Source organism: Paenibacillus sp. cl6col (assembly GCF_900102125.1).
Taxonomy (GTDB): Bacteria; Bacillota; Bacilli; order Paenibacillales; family Paenibacillaceae; genus Paenibacillus_B; species Paenibacillus_B suaedae.
On record NZ_FNAZ01000006.1, the window covers coordinates 35,650 to 54,370 of the forward strand.

Consider the following 18,721-nt stretch of genomic DNA (forward strand, 5'->3'; position numbering starts at 1 on the left):
GTTTAAACGCCAGACTGGATCATGAATTCGAACCTGCATGCTGCTTCGTATGCCTGCTCCAATAGACACTGGCACTTTTCCTTGTTTTCTTCATAAGGGAGAACAATCGTCAGATGGAGTGTGCAGGCTTGATGCCATGCCATGCAGACGATTCGATTGTTTACCTCGCAATTGACACCTTCGATTTCGACTCGGCTCATTGTATCCGATTGCTCCTTCAGCTCACCTAAGTAGTTGATGTTCAGCAAGAACTTCTCGAAGGATCCCTTCAAGGCTGTTCTCGATAACGGATAGGACATCTCCATCTGATCGTTGTAAATCAGGTTGCTGAAATTAATATTATGCTCGGTGACCATCTGCAGCTTGTCGCGAATATCGTCAACTGCTGTCTGAATGTCTAGATCGGTATCCACCAGGATTGGAATGTAATCGATACACTCACCGATAGTTGCAAAATACTGATTGCCCGCGTAAGTCCGTCCGTAATTCGTAAGCCACACCGGCAACTTCGTTATACCGAAATACAATTTGAAGAACTGGGCGCATGTTCCAAGGATCATCGGCCACATCAGCTCCGCATCCACCCCAGAAGCCTCTTCCCTATCTAATGGTAGCTGGAAAGACACTGCAGTATATCCGGAGGGATTATACCGATGAGCTTCCTCATCCATCTTCTGGGTCATAGGAAGCCATTCACCTAACCGGAACATCCGATACAGCTGCTCGTCCGTTACTGCATTCGGGCCTTGCTTGATTTGACGAATATAATCGCGATAGGTCAGTGCTGGCATAAGTTCGGTATTGCACCTGCTGCTTAGGCTCTCATACAATCTTACCACCGTATTCTTCAAGATTTCACCACTCATGAAGTCGAAGATGGCATGGGAGAACGGAAGCAATAGCAGATGCTCTCTTAGATTAAGCTGGATCAACATGACGCGGTACAGGATAGAACCATTCGTCTTGTACGCCTTCATAAAGAAATTGTGCATGATGTCCTTAAGAATCTCATCCCTCGTTTCCATGCGGTAACCTGTCAGATCCAGGAATGGAATCTCAATGCTTGCTGGCATCTCCAGCAGCCGCCACGACAATGTGCCGTTGTCGTCATGCAGGATACTTCGCATCATGTCCTGTGAGCTTATCGTTCTTAAAAGCGCCTCTTCCAGCGTCTTTCTATTCACATAATGGTCGAAAGTAATATGCGTGCCCGAAATATCTTTGTACATCAAGTGGTACTCCTGGGAAGGCGATGTTTCGAATTCGGCAATGATGGCGCCGCTTTGAATGCTATCCGCAAACCGGAGCTGCATCCGCTCAATGTCAGCTCGTACAAGTTCTAGATCAAGAGCAGCGGCAGAATGGCTCGCTTTCATTCTGGCATAGAACGCATCCTCATCGATAACCTCATCCCATTCCGTATCTGTGTACTCTACGATGTAATGAGGGTGGATAAAAGTGTCGGCATACTGGTCGAACCAATCGATAATTCTCCTCTTCAAAGCATCATCCAATCTCTCAGCCTGCAATACATACTGGATCGTACCGTAGGTGCTGAGCTGCGAGTATCGGATCACTCGCTTCAACAGTTCCTGTAATAGCGCCTCTGCCTTTCGGATATCTCCTACCATAGATGGCACCTGCCGTTCCATTTGGTCGCAAGCCTCGGCAAGCCCGGCAGGCGTTTGATGGACGAAGACCTGATTGATACTCAATTCCCATCCATGCTCGGCAAGCCTGTTGATCAGTTGGATCGCTTTCAATGAGTGGCCACCTATTTCAAAGAACCTGCTGTGCACGCCAATTTGTGAAGCCCCTAGGTCAAGCAACTCACTCCATATCTGGACGATTACCCGTTCTGTCTCATTTCGCGGAGCGACATAGATGTCATCTGTCCTTACTCTTACGGACGGTTCGGGAAGCTTTGCCTTGTCAACTTTGCCGTTCGACGTGAGCGGGAATGCATCCATAATGACAATGTCTGAAGGGATCATATATTCCGGCAAAGACTTAGCCGCATACTCCAGCAGCTGCTTCGAATCTGCCACGCTGTTTAAAACAACATAAGCACACAGTGACTTATGATGATCTATGTTATCCCTTGCAACGATGACGATGTCTGATACGGCCTGGTGCTTCGCAATACACCGCTCAATTTCACCAATTTCAATACGGAAACCCCTTATTTTTACTTGGTTATCGATTCGCCCCAAATATTCGATTGAGCCGTCCAGCCTCCAGCGTGCCATGTCCCCCGTGCGGTACAATCTCTCTCCTGTTACGAAAGGGCTCAGAAGAAACTTGTCTGCCGTCAACTCAGGATTGTCCATATAGCTTCGAGCTACGCCGTCACCGCCTACCCAAAGCTCGCCAGCGATACCGATCGGACACAATCCACCCAGCCGATCCACGATATAAGCAGTCGAGTTGCTGATCGGACGACCGATCGGGATCTGATCCTGATAATCCTCCCCGATCGTGAAGCAGCAGGAGAAGGTTGTATTCTCCGTAGGCCCGTAGCCGTTAACCACCTGCAAATCCGGACAACATGCCCTGACCTGATTGATGATTTTCGGAGTAAGTACATCGCCTCCGACAATCAAATAACGGAGCGGCCGGAACATGTCTGGCTTACGCAGCGCGAGCTGGTTAAATAACGGACAGGTCAACCACATGATCGTAATGTGGTAGTTGTGGATCGCCGCTTCAAGTTTGACCGGGTCAAGGATGATCAATTTAGGGACAATATACAGCTCCGATCCGTTCAGCAAAGCTCCCCAGATCTCAAAAGTGGTCGCATCGAATGCAGGTGATCCGGTTTGCAAAATTTTGTCCCCAGCCGAGAACGTAACATAGTTGGTATCTCGTACAAGCCTCACGACGCTGCGATGCTCGATCATTACGCCCTTGGGCCTGCCCGTCGAACCGGATGTATACATGACATAAGCAAGATCTGAGGCGCTTGTTACAGCGGATTCAGCAGCAGGTGTACCGTCGGTGTCCAGCAATATTGAATCCAGGATAATCAGATGCGTACCATCGACTGCGCGCTGTGCGTATTCCGGCTGGATGAGCGCGATGCTGGCCTTGCTGTCCGACAGCATGTAGGCGATACGATCTTCGGGATAATCTGGGTCGATTGGCAAGTAGGCGCCGCCGGCCTTCAGAACACCCAGCATGCCCGCGACCATCGCGATGGACCGATCTGCGACTATTCCGACCACCTCGCCGAGGTGTATGCCTTGCTGAATCAAACGCTGGGCGACACGGCTCGCAGCCTCGTTCAACTCCGAGTAGGTCAGTTTGCGGCTGAACTCAACGACAGCGATTCGGTCTGCATTCTTCGCCGCCTGTTCTTCGAAGAGCACATGAATCGGAAGATCCTTCGGATAGCTTGTGCTTGTATCGTTAAACACATGGATAATTTGATGTCTTTCCTCATTCGTCGTCATTTGGATGTCCTGAATATCCAACCCGGGGTCGTTAACTATCGCCCTTATGACGGTTTCGAAGCGACGTAAGAACCGTTCGATGCTTGCCGCCGTGTACAGATTGGCTGCATATTCAGCTTGTATCTCGAGCTCTTCCCCCTGCTCGATTGCTGTGACGGTAAGATCGAACTTGGAGATGTGGGATGCAAGTGAATATGGCATAATCACCCCGTCATCCAGCTCAATATCTCCTACATTAAGGTTCTGAACCTCAAACATCGTATCGAACAGCGGATTACGGCTCATATCCCGTTTGAGCTTAAGCTTGTCCAGCAGTTCCTCGTATTGATAGTCTTGATTATCAAAAGCCTCCAGTGTGCGATCTTTCACTTCATCTAGGAAGCTTCGGAATGGCTTATTTCCAGTCGGCTGGTTACGGATTGCGAGCGTGTTGACGAACATGCCGATCACGGCCTCCATATCCCCGGTAGGCCTGCCTGCAACCGGGGAGCCTACAATAATGTCCTCCTGTCCCGTATATTTGGAAAGCAAGACATAGTAGGCAGCAAGCAAAACCATGTAGAGTGTCGTCCCGGTTTCCGAAGCGAGCTTTTTGGTAGCGGATAGTACGTCCTTGTCCAGTACAACCGACAAGTGGCCACCCTCGAAGCTTTGGTTTGTTGGCCTTGGATAGTCGGTTGGCATATTCAGGAGAGGGATTTCACCTTGAAGCTGCTCTGTCCAATACCCCTCTTGCTTCCTAAGTGCACCGCTTGTGAGCAGATCATACTGCCATACGGCATAATCCTTGTACTGCAGCTTCAGCTTCGGTAGCTCCTGCCCGATATATAGCTTGTTGAACTCCTGGCTCAGAATTCCTATGGACATGCCGTCCGCAATAATATGGTGCATGTCGATCACGAGAAGCTGCTCGTTGTCAACAGTTTTCACTACGCTTACCCGTAGAAGCGGTGCTCTTCCTAGATCAAAAGGAGCAAGCAGCAGCTCAAGTCTATCGTGATCTAACTGTTGGTTCAGCTCCACCTGCTCAATTGCAAATTCTACCCTCTCATGAACCATCTGCATTGGTTCACCATCAATGAATGTAAAGGAGGTGCGGAATGACTCGTGGCGGTGAATGAGCCTGCGGAACACCTGCTCAATCCGCCTGACATCTACGCCTCCGGTCAATTTCAGAACAGCAGGTATATGGTAGGTATGTCCAACACCCTCCATACGGTCAAGGATGAGCATTCGTTTCTGGGCTGACGACACTGGGTAATACGCGGCCGGTGCAGCGGCAGGAATGAGCCGGGTACGTCCCTTGTCCAAAGCTAGAATGCGACTGCCCATCTCCCCAAGAGTCGAATACCGGAATAAATCACGCAGCGGAAACTCGACGCCGAACGTATAATTAATTCTCGCAGATAACGATGCTGCTTTGAGCGAATGTCCTCCAATCTCGAAGAAGTTGTCATAAACCCCGATTGGTGTAACGCCCAATACCTCCTGCCACAGGGCGGAAAGCTTGCGTTCGTGCTCATTACGCGGAGCTGTATATTCTACGGTAGAACGATGCTCTTGACCAGGCTCTGGCAACGCCTGGCGATCCGGCTTGCCGTTGGCTGTAAGCGGCATCTCCTCCAATTGAATGAAGAAGGACGGGATCATATAATCCGGTAGAACGCTAGTTAATTGGGAGCGTAACTCAGATGCAGCGAGTGCCTTATCCGCTACGATATAAGCGCACAGGTACGTATCGACGTTTTGATCCTTCCTTGGTAGCACGAGCGCCTCCGCAATCCGTTCGTGTTCCAGTAGCTTCGACTCGATTTCGCCTGTCTCGATCCGATAGCCGCGAATCTTGACTTGATGATCGGCCCGTCCAATATACTCAATCATGCCGTCCGGGCGCCAGCGGGCTAGGTCGCCTGTCCGATACATCCGTCCTCCAGGCAGGAATGGATTGGATACGAATTTGTCTTGTGTCTGCTGCTCATTGTTCAAATATCCTCTAGCGAGACCATCACCTGCTATACAGAGCTCACCCGTAATACCGACAGGCACTAGCTGGTTGCTGCCGTCCACGATATAGACCTGCGTATTCTCAATCGGCTGGCCGATAGGGACATGGGTACCATCTAGCATTTCACCCACCGGCTTCCGCCAAATTGTGGCACAGATCGTAGACTCCGTAGGGCCATAGGCGTTGATATAAGTTCGGCCGTCCCCCCACGTTTGGGCAATCTCCTTGGTTGCTTCCGATCCTCCAGTTAAGATAAGACGCAAGGCGGGCATACGGTCGGCGTTTAAATGGATAATATATGTCGGAGGCAGTGTTGCAACCGAAATTTGGTGCTGCTCCATATAGCTCTCGAACAGCCTGTAGTCGCCGATCGTCGCCTGCGGGACAAGGTACATGCAAGCACCCGTTAGCAACGCCATAAACATCTCCCATACCGATGCATCGAAGGACATGCTGGCGAATTGAACGATCCGGTCGCTTGGCTCTATGCCTAGCGTGTCCCTATAGAACGTCTGCATGTTAAGTATACCTTGATGCTCGATCATGACTCCTTTGGGCAGGCCTGTCGAGCCCGAAGTATAGATGATATATGCCAGATCATACGGAGAATTGATCACCGATAGGTTCGCTACAGCCTGATCGTCATCGGGCAATTTATCGGAGGCGATCAGTTCAATGCTCGTTCCCGCAGCATTTGCCCATGCCTCCATCTGGCCAATGAGATTGCCCCGGCTCACGATAAACCTTGCCCGGCTGTTCGCCAGCATATAGGAAATTCGCTCTGCAGGGTAGGATAGGTCAAGCGGCAAATAAGCACCTCCTGCCTTCAATACGCCCAATATGTGAACGATCATCCAGATCGAGCGATCGCCCGGGATGCCGACAATCTCGTCCGGCCCAATTCCCTTCTTCCGTAACACGTATGCCAGCGTATTAGCCTTGTCGTTCAGCTCCTGGTAAGTCAGGCTTTCATCTTCGCTGACGATAGCCTGCTGATCCGGCGTACGTCCAACCTGCTCCTCGAACAGTTGCTGAATCGTGCTGTTCCGCTTGTAATCAGCTTGCGTATCATTAAATACCGTAATTAATTTATGGCGTTCCGCGGCGGTCAATAGGTTCAGCTCACCCAGCGTCTGATCCGGATTGTCCGTAATCGATAACAGAAGCTCGCGGAAGTGTTCGGCAAATCGCTCTACCGTTGATTTCTTGTACAAGCAAGTTGCGTATTCAAAATCAAGCGTAATCGTGTCCTGCTCCTCAATTGCAGTAATGGTCAGATCAAATTTTGCGGTCCGGGCTTCATAGCTGTAAGGTGTAATGCGAAGTCCGTCTATTGTAAGTTCCGCACGGTCTATATTTTGAACAACTAGGATCACATCAAATATCGGGTTACGTCCGAAATCCCGTGCGATATTCAATCGTTCAACCAAATCCTCAAACGGATACTGCTGATTGGCGAAGGCGCTGAGTGCATCGTGTTTCACTTCATCAAGGAAGGCCCGGAAGGAGCGGCGGGCTGACGGGTTACCCCTCATCGCCAGCGTGTTGACGAACATGCCGATCACCTGTTCCAAATCCGCATGCGGCCTACCGGCCACTGGGCTGCCGATCACATTGTCTTCCTGGCCGCTATACTTGTACAGCCACGTATGGCAGGTGGCTAGTAGAAGCATATACAAGGTTGATCCTGTCTCCGAGCAGAGTCGGCGGATACGGGCGGTTAGTGATGAATCCAGCTGCAGAATCACATTGCCGCCCACGTAGCTTCGGGTATTCGTCCTTGCATAATCGGTAGGCAGATCGAGCAGCGGAACTTCGCCCTGGAATCGCCGCAGCCAGTACTGCTCCTGATGCTGCATGCCAAGGGCTTCCTGCCGGATCTGCCACATCGTATAATCCTTATAATGAATCCGGCACTCCGGCAGCTCCTGCACGTTATAGAGCTGGTTAAATTCATCCACCAGCACGCCGACTGATGTGCCATCGGCAATCATATGGTGAATGTCGATGATCATGACATACTCATCATCCGCAATCCGCGCAATTCCCACGCGCATGAGAGGAGCGGCGGATAGTTGAAAGGGCATGACGAACCGATCAAGCGAATCATGTAGCTTTCCTGGTTCCGGTGTTCCTAGCATGCTGAGATGAAACTCAGCCTCTGCGTGAACAACCTGGACGAGCTCACCGTCTTTGAATTCAAAGGAGGTTCTTAGACTTTCATGCCTGCGTATTAATGCAGCGAACGCTGCCTCGAGGCGTGTCATATCTACTTTTCCCTGGAGCTGGAGGACAGTTGGCGTATTGTATACCGCCTCTTGCCCACCCAGCTGGCTCAGCACGTACAGCCGCTTCTGAGTTGATGAGGCAGGGTAGTAGGGCATAACCGGTGCAGGCTCAATCGAGTCGACGGATGTAGCCCCCACTCTGCTACTATCTCCCCCCTCAGGCGTAGTGCTGATCAACTTGGCCATATCGCATAGTACCGGCGTTCGGAACACCTCGGTAAGCGGGAGTGTATACTTGAATTGCTTCTTGACCGCGGAGACCAGCCTGATCGCATTCAAGGAGTGACCGCCCAGTTCGAAGAAATGGCTTAAAGCTCCGGCTTGGTTCACGCCCAATACCTGATTCCATATCAAAGCAAGCTGCTCCTCGGTCTCATTACGAGGCGCCACATATTCTGTTGCCTCGATCCCTGAGAAGTCCAGGCGGGGCAGCGCCTGCTTGTCAACTTTTCCATTCGTTGTCAGTGGGATCTCTTCCAGTAAAACGAAACGCTGCGGTACCATATAATCGGGCAACTCGGCGCGCAGCCTTCCCTTGACCGCTTCAACATCCCCTGTACTGTGAAGGACGACATATGCGCATAGAACCGGTTCCCCGAGCGGGTTGTCTGTTGCCGTTACAACTGTTTCCTTGACCGCCTCCTGTTGAAGCAAGCGGTATTCAATCTCGCCCAGCTCAATCCGGTATCCTCTAATCTTGACTTGCTGGTCAAGCCTGCCAAGGAACTCGACATTGCCATCTGGCAACCAGCAGGCAAGATCGCCCGTCCTGTACATTCGTTCACCAGGCATAAACGGATGTGGAACGAATTTGGCCGCCGTCAGCTCTGGTTGGTTCAAATAGCCTCGGGCAAGGCTTTTGCCTGATATGCACAGCTCTCCCGGTACTCCGATTGGAGCAAGCCTGTTCAATTCATCGACGATGTACAGGCTCACGTTGGATATCGGCTTTCCGATCGGAATGTTCGCATACTCCCCCTCGACCAAAAAAGATGTCGAGCAAACGGTATTCTCGGTTGGCCCGTAGTTGTTGTACAGCTTGTAACCAGTTTGCCGATAGGTCTTCAGCTTGTCTCCACCTGTAATCAATCTCGTTAACGAGTGGTTATCAAGTTGCAAGAACTGCTCTGTAATCGCCGTCGGGAATGAGCTGATCGTAATACCGTTGCGATTATAAAAGGCATTCAGCTCCTCGACATTCAATCGGATCTCCTGCGGCACGATATAAATCGTGCAGCCTGTGATCAAGCTCGGGAAGATTTCGCTAACAGAAGCATCGAAGCCAAACCCTAGATACTTGGCACTCCGATCATCCCGCGTCAAACCATAGTAGTTTTGATGCCATAACGACATATTCACGAGAGCTCGATGCTCAACGGCTACTCCCTTCGGCTGACCCGTTGAGCCAGATGTATAGATGACGTATGCAAGATCGTAGGATGTATTCATCGGCTCCAGATTAGAGACGTCATAGCTGTCGATCGACAGGCTTTCCAGTTCCAGAACTGGAACTGCCGGCTGCACTCGTTGTGATAGCTCGCCGCGGATCAGAAGCAGTACGGCATCGCTGTCCTGAAGCATATAGCGCACACGCTCAGCTGGATATTCGTGATCAATTGGCAGGTACGCACCTCCAGCCTTCAGAATGCCAAGCACGCCGACCATCATCTCGAGTGAATGCTCCACCATAATCGCTACGATGCTTCCGGGCCGTACTCCTTGTTCATGAAGATGCCGGGCGAGTTGATTGGCTCTCTCGTTCAGCTGCTTATAGGTGAGCTGCATGTCACGGAATACGACAGCCGGATGGTCAGGCATCATAGCGGCGGAACGCTCTATTATCTGATGAACCATTACAGACTCGTCGTACTCCACGCGCGTATCATTGAAGGTAAATATAAGCTTGTTCTTATCTCGCTCCAGCAAAAGCTCGAGCTCATCGACGGGCCGTTCTGCATTCTGTCCGATTTCCTCCAGAAGATGCAGGAAGTGGCCGCCCAATTGCTGAATAAACGCATCGTTATAGACCTGTTCATTGTACCTGAACAGTACATTAATCCCTCGGCCGGGCATTAGGATGACATTAAAGTCATAGTTCGACTGCTCGAAGTCCTCTTCTTCGGTAATAGCCAGCTCCTCACTGAGACCGGCATCCGTGGACTCTTCATTAGCCAGGAAGTATTGGAAGCCGAATAGGTGATCGATCAAATTATGTTTCGGGCTAGAGAGCGATTGAATTTCCGCCAACGGTAAGTAGTCGTGATGCTTCGCTTCAGCGGATTGCTGCTGCACCTTCTTTGCCAACTCCGCGAATGTCTCATGATCGTGGCAGGAAACTCGAACCGGGATGGTGTTAATGAATAGTCCGACCATGCTCTCGAAGCCTTCAATCTCGGTTGGCCTGCCTGAAGCGACCATGCCGAATACGACATCGCTTGTGTTATTGTATCGGGCAAGCAGAAGTCCCCATGTTGTCTGTAGCAAGGTGTTCAGCGTCACCTGACTATCTTTCGCCGCAAGTTCAAGCCGTTCTGTTAACACTTCTGATACCGGGAAATAACGGTCAACCTGCTTGTAGCCGCCCGCTGTTTTCGCCATTGGCAACTTGGCCTTGCTGTCATAGCCGCTTAAATACGAGGACCAGAATTCGCGTGCCAGCTCCCGATCCTGTGCATCCAACCACTTGATATACTCCGAATATGGAGGTGGAGCCGGACGCTCCGGCAGCGGCTCCTTGCTGCAGAGCGAACGGTACGTCTCGAACAGCTCTTGTATAATAGTTTTCAGACAGCCTCCATCCATCAGAATATGGTGGTAACTCCAGATCAACTTGTGACGATGTGCCGTTATTCGCAGGACGCAAAGCCGCAGCAGAGCATCGGTCATCAGATTGAACCCGGCCTGCTTGTCCTGCTCTCGGTATTGTTCAATGAACAGCATTTGTTCCGCTTCTTCAAGCTGCGACAGATCTTCAAGCCGTACACGAATTTTACGTTCACTGAACACGACTTGCTTGGGCCTTGCGGTCTGTTCATGTACGAAGTTCGACCTCAAGACGTCGTGTCGTGCGATTAACACATTGAAGCTTTTCTCCAGAATGTCTACATCCAGCATGCCTTCAACGGTACAGGAGAACTGTTCGAAATACGCATACGACTTGGGATTTAACAGTGAATGAAACAGCATCCCTTCCTGCATCGGGCTCAAATTATAGATGGACATAATATTGCTTCTGCGTTCCACAACGAACCCCCCTCTCTATTAGCCTTCATACAAGGATAGAATGGCATCCAATTCATCAATGGACAGATCCTTCGCACCTACGTCCGAAGGTGTCACCTCGCTCGTTTCTTTCTCTGCGCAGTGTGCGATCATGAGGTTCAGGCTTTCCTTATACATGGAGCCAAAGGAGACAATGGTCGCTTCTTCAAACTCTTGCGTATTGTAATCAATAAAGATTGTCAGTATGCCATCCTCCACAATACCGCCGATGTTGAGAGCAATTTCTCTTTCCGATTCCAGGCTGACCGTACGTCCTTGCGAGATCGAAGAGGCTTGGAACGCCTCGGTATTAATATCGTTATCGAACTGCCCCAGGTAGTTGAACTTGATTTCCGGTTCAAGCTTAAATGCAATCCCACTCCGGCTTGACTCGGGGGTCAAGTAGCGGAGGATTCCATAACCGATGCCCTTATTTGGTACCTGCCTCAGCGTTTCTTTGACGTTTTTCAACTGGTAGGCATAATCGTCGTTTCTTCGCATATCCAGAATGACCGGATACATTGTCGTAAACCAGCCAACTGTACGGCCAATATTCATATCCGATAAAATCTCTTCTCTGCCGTGCCCCTCCAGGCATACCAGCACCTGATCGTGCCCGGTCCATCTCCGTACGGCCATGCCCAATCCGATTAGCAAAATATCGTTAATCTCCGTGTTGTAGGCTTTATTGACAACGGTCAGTAATTGATGCGTCGCTTCTGGCGACAGTGACCATTTCACCTGGCGATTATACCTGACTATAAGGTCGGTACTGGTAAAATTCTTCGGCAGTGGTTGAACTGCCGAGGCTTCAATCCGCCTCCAATACGCCTCCTCCGCCAATAGCGCCTTACTCTGCGCATACACCTTGAGCGCATGTGACCAATTCAAGTACGAGTCTGTCTTATCCGGAAGCACGATCATCTCTCCGTTCAGAGCCCGCCGATAGCTCTCGTTCAGATCCTCGAATAAAATCCTCCAGGAGACGCCGTCAATAACCAAATGATGAATGATAATGGCCAGGTGATCGCCAAGATCCGTCTTGAACAGGCCAATTCGGATAAGCGGCCCTTGCGTAAGATCGATGCTCTGTTGAATCTGATTAATCTTCTCGTCAATCAGAAGAGCAGTTTTCGCCGCTCCTTGGAAGTCAAACACCGACAGTACGAACCCATCTCCTGCTATGCCTTCATTGTAAGACATGACCGTGTCCTGCTCGATCTGGAAGGTCATACGCAGCGCGTCATGATGAGTGACAATCGCCTGCCATGCCTTCCTTAATGCCTCTTCCTCAAACCCGTTCTGGCTGTACAGAACAACGGCTTGATTCCAGTGATGCATCGAGGTAAAACGGCTATCGAAGAACCAGCGCTGAATCGGCGTTAGCTCGGCTTTCCCCTCGACCATCCTCTGATCGATAACCCTTTTGCTCCGCTTGACATGTTTGGCCAGCTTGCTGATCTGCGGGTTCTGGAACAAGTCCTTCACCTTCATTGTATACCCCATGCTGCCAAGCTTTGAGGCGATTTGAATGGCCTTGATGGAATCACCGCCGTGCTCAAAGAAGTGATGCTCGATCCCAAACTCATCTGCGCCCAGTACGTCTCCGAAGACGCCGACGAGCAATTCCTCCACCTCATTGCGCGGAGCAGTATAGTCCGTGTCGCCTACAGCTTGGAAGTCTGGTTCCGGTAAACCTGACCGACTAATCTTCCCGTTCTCAAGCAACGGCATCTTATCAAGCTGGATATAATGGGCTGGTATCATATAATCCGGCAGCTCAGATTGAAGCCGTTCTTTGAGTGCCGGCAGGCTGAAGGGCTGCATGGTGACCAGGTAGGCACACAGCCGCTTATCTCCCGCTTGATCGCCTTTAGCCACAACGACAGTCTCCCGAACACCGACTTCGGACAAAATCACCGCTTCAATCTCTTGTAGCTCGATGCGGTAACCTCTTATTTTCACCTGGAAGTCGGTTCTTCCCGAGAACTCGATATTTCCGTCTGGAAGCCAGCGGCCTATATCTCCCGTCTTGTATAGCCGGGTACCCCTCATGAATGGATTGTCAATGAACGCTGCCATCGTCCGAATTGGATCATGAATGTACCCACGACCGACGCCTAAGCCAGATACGGCGATTTCACCGAACACACCGACCGGGCACAGCCGCATGTTGCGATCTACAATATACAGTTTCATATTAGCGATCGGTTTTCCAATCGGCACAGACAAGGTACCATCTGGTAGCCACTCTATTACCAATTGGCTTACGTCATCAGCCGCTTCAGCCGGACCATAGGCATTGACCATCGGGATGCCTGGACACAGCCTGAACCAGCGCTCCGCCGTTGCAGGTTTAACCGTTTCGCCTGTAATCATCAGATACTGCAAGCTTGGAAGAAGGAGGCCTTCATTCTCGAGATAGTCCATTAGATGCTCCAAATATGTCGGGACAACCTCAAGAAGACGAACCTTGTCACGAATCAGCCTTTTAGTGAAAGCAGCGATTTCCAACACAAGTTCATTCGGATAAATCGCCGTTTGTCCGCCCAAGGCAAGTGGCCCGAACAGCTGCCAGACAGAGATGTCGAAGCATTGGTTTGCATTCTGCGCAAACACTAACTCAGGGCCCAACTGCAGCGCTTCTGCTTCAGCAAGAATATGGTTGAGCATCCCGAGATGCTCGATCATGACCCCTTTTGGCTTGCCTGTGGAGCCAGAGGTGAATAGAATATAGGCGAGACCGTGAATATCACCCGGTAATTGCAGGTTATCCGTCTGTTCCTCCTTCAGCTCTGCCGCAAGGAGATCAAGGCACATAATATGTCCATTGAATTCACGCTCAACCTCTGGTGACAGGTAAGCGGACATTGTAATTAGCACCTTCGCACCGGAGTCCATCAGCACCCCGACCTTCCGCTTAACACCATGGCCGATATCCATCGGCACGTAGGCGCCTTGGCTCTTCCATATGCCGAGTACGCATTCAACGAAAGCAGGTGAACGGTCCAGCAACACGGCAGCCACGTCCTCCATGCCCAGTCCCCTCTTTCTTAAGCAACGGGCAATCCTGTTAGCGCGTTGATTGAGCTCCATGTACGAGATCGCTTCGTCCTTATACAGCAGCGCGGGGCGGTCAGGCGAACGTGCCGCATGCGCCTCGAACCGTTCGTGAACGGTCTTGCTGAGGTCATATATCGCATCAGTAGCATTAAATTCGTTTACAATTTGCGCGGTTTCTGTCGCCGACAGCATGTTGATTCCGGCAATCATCATATCCGGTTCTGCACAAACCTCCTGCAAAATACGCATATAATGCTCCGCCATCCGTTGTGCCGTTGCATCCTTGAACAACGCTGTGCAATATTGCAGCTCGAAGAAAAAACTATCCTCGCTAAAGAAGGCGTCCATCATCAAATCGAATTTGGCTGATCGCTGCTCGAACGGATAAGAGGTAACGACCGCATCACCCAAGCGGAACTGCTCTTCATCCTGCTCGAACATGCTGAACATAACGTCAAACACCGGATTGCGGCTTGCATCCCGCGGCACATTCAGCTGCTCGACCAGCCGCTCAAATGGATACTCCTCGTTCGCGACCGCTCCACGGATCGCTTCGGCCACTTCATCCAGAAATCCGACGAAAGTCTTTTTGCCGTCGGGATAAACGCGAATCGCCACCGTATTAGCAAACATGCCGAGCATCGATTGAAGTTCCTGCTTGCCTCGGCCCGATACCGGAGAGCCGACAATCGTGTCCTCTTGCCCCGAATATCTCGACAGCAGAATTGAGAAGACTCCAAAAAGAACAGAGAAGGGTGTCGTGTTCGCACGTGCGGCTATCTGGCGTATTCGCTCTGCCAAGCCTGCTTCAGCCTGAAACCGAATCGTTCTGCCTTCGAAGTTTTGCTCGGCAGGCCTTCTGTAATCGAGCGGCAAATCGAGAACCGGGAGCTCTCCATTCAACTGCTCCAGCCAGTATTGCTCCTGTGTCAATAAATCGCCGCTCATATGCCGTTTATTATGCCAAACTGCATAATCCTTGTATTGTATAGCTGGGAGGGGCAATTCATGGCCTTCATACAGCTGGATCAGCTCCTCTAGAAACACCTGTCCCGACAGTCCATCTGAGATAATATGGTGCATATCGAACAGCAACATATGGTCGCCGTCTGCAACCTTTACGATTTCGATCCGAAATAAGGGTGCCTCGGCCAGGTCGAACGGGCGAATGAAAGATGCCACCGCATCATCGAGATTACTATATTTTGAAGCTGTGAGTTCATTGCAGCGCATCACGAACTCGATTTGCTCATGAACCAACTGAACAGGCTCTCCGTCGAGCGCTACGAAGCTCGTTCGTAATATTTCATGTCGGTTCACCATAGCCAGAATAGCTTGTTCCAGACGCTCAATGCCCAGCATACCTTGAATCTGGTAGACTCCAGGCATATTGTATGCAACGCTGTCGCTTGTCTCCAGCTCGTGCAAGATATACATCCGTCTTTGCGCTGCACTCAGCGCATAATAGTCGCTCTTTGGGGCAGGCGGAATTAGTGCATGGTAACCCTTGGCGCACGCGTCGATGTATTGGGCGAGCTGTGCAATAGTCGGATTCGCGAACAACTCCTTGACACCCAACTCTACATTCAACTCGTTGTAAATCCGGGATACGATGACCATCGCTTTAAGTGAGTGGCCACCCAGCTGATAGAAATTGTGGCGGATGCTGATTTGCTGCTTCGCTCCCAGTACGTCTTGCCAGATGGAAACTAGTAGCCGCTCGGTATCGGTGGCCGGTATGGCAAAGTCCTCTTGCGAGCCATGCTCCGGCTTCTGGAGCCGCTTCCGATCGACCTTACCGTTCGAATTTAGCGGCATTTCATCCAGCTGGATGAAATGCGCCGGAATCATATAATCAGGAACATACTCGCCCATGAATTGATTCAGCTCTTGTGCCGTCAAGCTATCATCCGATGTAAAGTAAGCGCACAGAAATTTGGCTTCGTTATGCTCCTCCCAAGCCAAAACGGCCGTTTCTTTCACCTTATTATGGGAGGTCAAGCGGCTCTCGATTTCACTCAGCTCAATCCGGAAGCCGCGAATTTTGACCTGAAAGTCCTTTCTGCCACAAAATTCAATGCTTCCATCGGCATTCCACTTCCCCAAATCCCCCGTCTTATAAAGCCGCGTTCCTTCTCCCAGCATAAAGGGATCGTCCATGAACTGCTCCTCTGTCTTCGCCTGGTTGTTCAAATACCCTCGGCCGACTGCTAAGCCTGCAACGCATATTTCGCCCTGAACGCCTACCGGACAACTGTTCATATGCCGATCGACGATATAGATACGAATGTTGGCTAGTGGTTTGCCGATTGGCACCGTATCCATCGTCTCTGCTGTTGCAGGATCTATAAGCAGCTGGGCAATGTCGTCCGAAGCTTCGGCCGGCCCGTACGCGTTCACCATCGGGATGTCCGGGCAAAGTGTGTACCATCTTCGTACAAGCGAAGGGGTGGCCGGCTCTCCTGTAATAAACAGATGGCCAAGGCGTGGCAGGTGAATCGACCGTTGTTCGATCAGGTCCAAAAGGACTGTTAAATAAGACGGCACGACCTCCAGCAGCGTGACTCCGTCCGCCTTCAACTGGTCAAGAAATTCGGCCGGTCGCATCACTACCTCATCTGGGTAGATTGCTGTCGTACCGCCAAGAGCAAGTGCGCCGAACAACTGCCATACGGAGATGTCGAAGCATTGATTCGCATTTTGCGCAAATACGAAATCCTCTGTCAGCCCCAGAAAATCGGCTTCTGCCAAAATGTGATTGAGCATTCCCAAATGCTCAATCACAACGCCTTTCGGCTTGCCGGTTGAGCCGGAAGTAAACAGTGCGTAAGCGACGTCCTGGATATGGATATCAAGGTTCATATTATGCTGAGGCTCCCTGCCTATCGCATCTTCATGCTCGTCCACTTTCACAAGGCGCTCGTCGTAAGGGAGGTTTTCATACACCGATAGCGATAGAATGAGTCTCGGCTGCGCATCGGCGATAACATCCGCATTCCGATCGGTCGGATGCTTTACATCCATCGGAATATAGGCCGCACCAGCCTTCCAAATTGCCAGAATACATTCGACCATAAGCGGTGAGCGCTCCATTAGTACATGGACGTAATCCCCCTTCTGAACACCACGATTGACAAGAAACCGCGCCAGCTGATTCGCTCTTCCGTTGAGATGCTCGTAGGTGATCCTCTGTCCATTAAATAGAAGCGCGGTGCGCCCCGGATCTTGTTCCGCGAATGATTCGAACCGTTGGAATAGCGTCCGACTCCAATCGTATGGCTTACCCGTCTGATTGAAATCGTACAGAATGGTTTGCTTTTCCTCGTCGGTAAGAATACTAAGTGTGGTTAGATCTGACGCTGGCATGGCGATCAATCGCGATGCAATCATCGTAATGTGGCCTTGCATCTGGTGAATAAAGGAAGATTCATAGACGGCCTCGTTATATGTAATGAGGAACGTCAGCTCCGGGTGCGGGAAGACGGTCACGTCAAAATGATAATTCGAATGCTGGTTCATATCGGACGCCGTAATGCGAAGACCGTGCTTTGGGTCAATCGTATCCCCATCCATCGGGTAATTCTCGAACACGAGAATATGGTCGATCAGATGGTTCTTCAAAGCCGACATGCCCGCAATATCAGCCAACGAGAGATAGTTGAAGTTGTTCACTTCCAGCATCGACTCGTTCACTTCCCGGAGCAGATCGCCGACTGACTTGCCCGCTGCGCTCGTTACACGCAGCGGAACCGTATTAATGAATAGGCCGATCATCTGCTCAATACCTGTAATTTCAGGCGGCCTGCCGGACACGACGGAACCAAACACAACATCGTCGGTGTTGTTATACTTCTGGAGCAGGATTCCCCAGATTGTATGAACGACCGTACTCATCGTGACCGAGTGTGCTGCGGCCAGTGCCTCTAATTCTGCGGTGAATCCCCGGCTCAGCTTGAATTCAGTCTGGATGTAGCTAAACGACTGCGTCGTTTCCGAAAAGCTGCTGACAGGAACAGAGGCTTGCTGCTCATATCCGTCCAGATAGCTCGTCCAGTACGCGATCGCCTTCTCTTTATCCTGTTCCTCCAGCCACATCAGGTAGTCGCCATATGGGAATACAGGATCCAACGTGAGCGGTGTGCATCCGGCTAGCGATAAATAAATGCCGAACAGTTCCTTTCCGACCAGGCTGAGGCTCCAGCCATCCATAATGATATGGTGATAGCTGACGATCAATTGATGCTTGCTTTCCTCTAGCTTGATAATCGCAAGGCGGATGAGTACATCTTTCTCGAGGTCGAAGCCTCGTTTCCTATTGCTTCTAATATAAGTCTGCACAGATTGTGCTTTGCAGTTATCCGTCGCATCGGAGACGTCTATGTACTCGATGCTCGTCGTTCGCTTATGGACAACAACCTGCAAAGGCCGGTCCGCTTCCTTATATACGAACAAGGTTCTAAGCGCGTCATGCCGCTCAATCAGCAGGTTGAGACTTTCCTCGAACAGAGCAGGGTTCAATTCCCCCTCGATAGTTAGGCTGACCTGCTCGACATAAGCCTCCGGGTCCTCACCGAGTACATAGTGGTACAAGATCCCTTCCTGCATGGGAGTCAATTCATAAATATCTTTAATATCAACTACACTCACACCAG

General features: G+C 50.8%; 2 protein-coding genes. Both read right to left on the reverse strand.

Going from position 1 to position 18,721, the window contains the following annotated elements:
- Window positions 1–2: 2 nt before the first annotated feature.
- Complete coding sequence (locus tag BLS15_RS16570; RefSeq protein ID WP_090512766.1) at window positions 3–10,988, reverse strand: non-ribosomal peptide synthetase; 10,986 nt, start codon at window positions 10,986–10,988, stop codon at window positions 3–5.
- Window positions 10,989–11,006: 18 nt separating this feature from the next.
- Window positions 11,007–18,716, reverse strand: a complete 7,710-nt coding sequence (locus tag BLS15_RS16575) for a non-ribosomal peptide synthetase (protein ID WP_028532856.1) — start codon at window positions 18,714–18,716, stop codon at window positions 11,007–11,009.
- Window positions 18,717–18,721 lie beyond the last annotated feature (5 nt).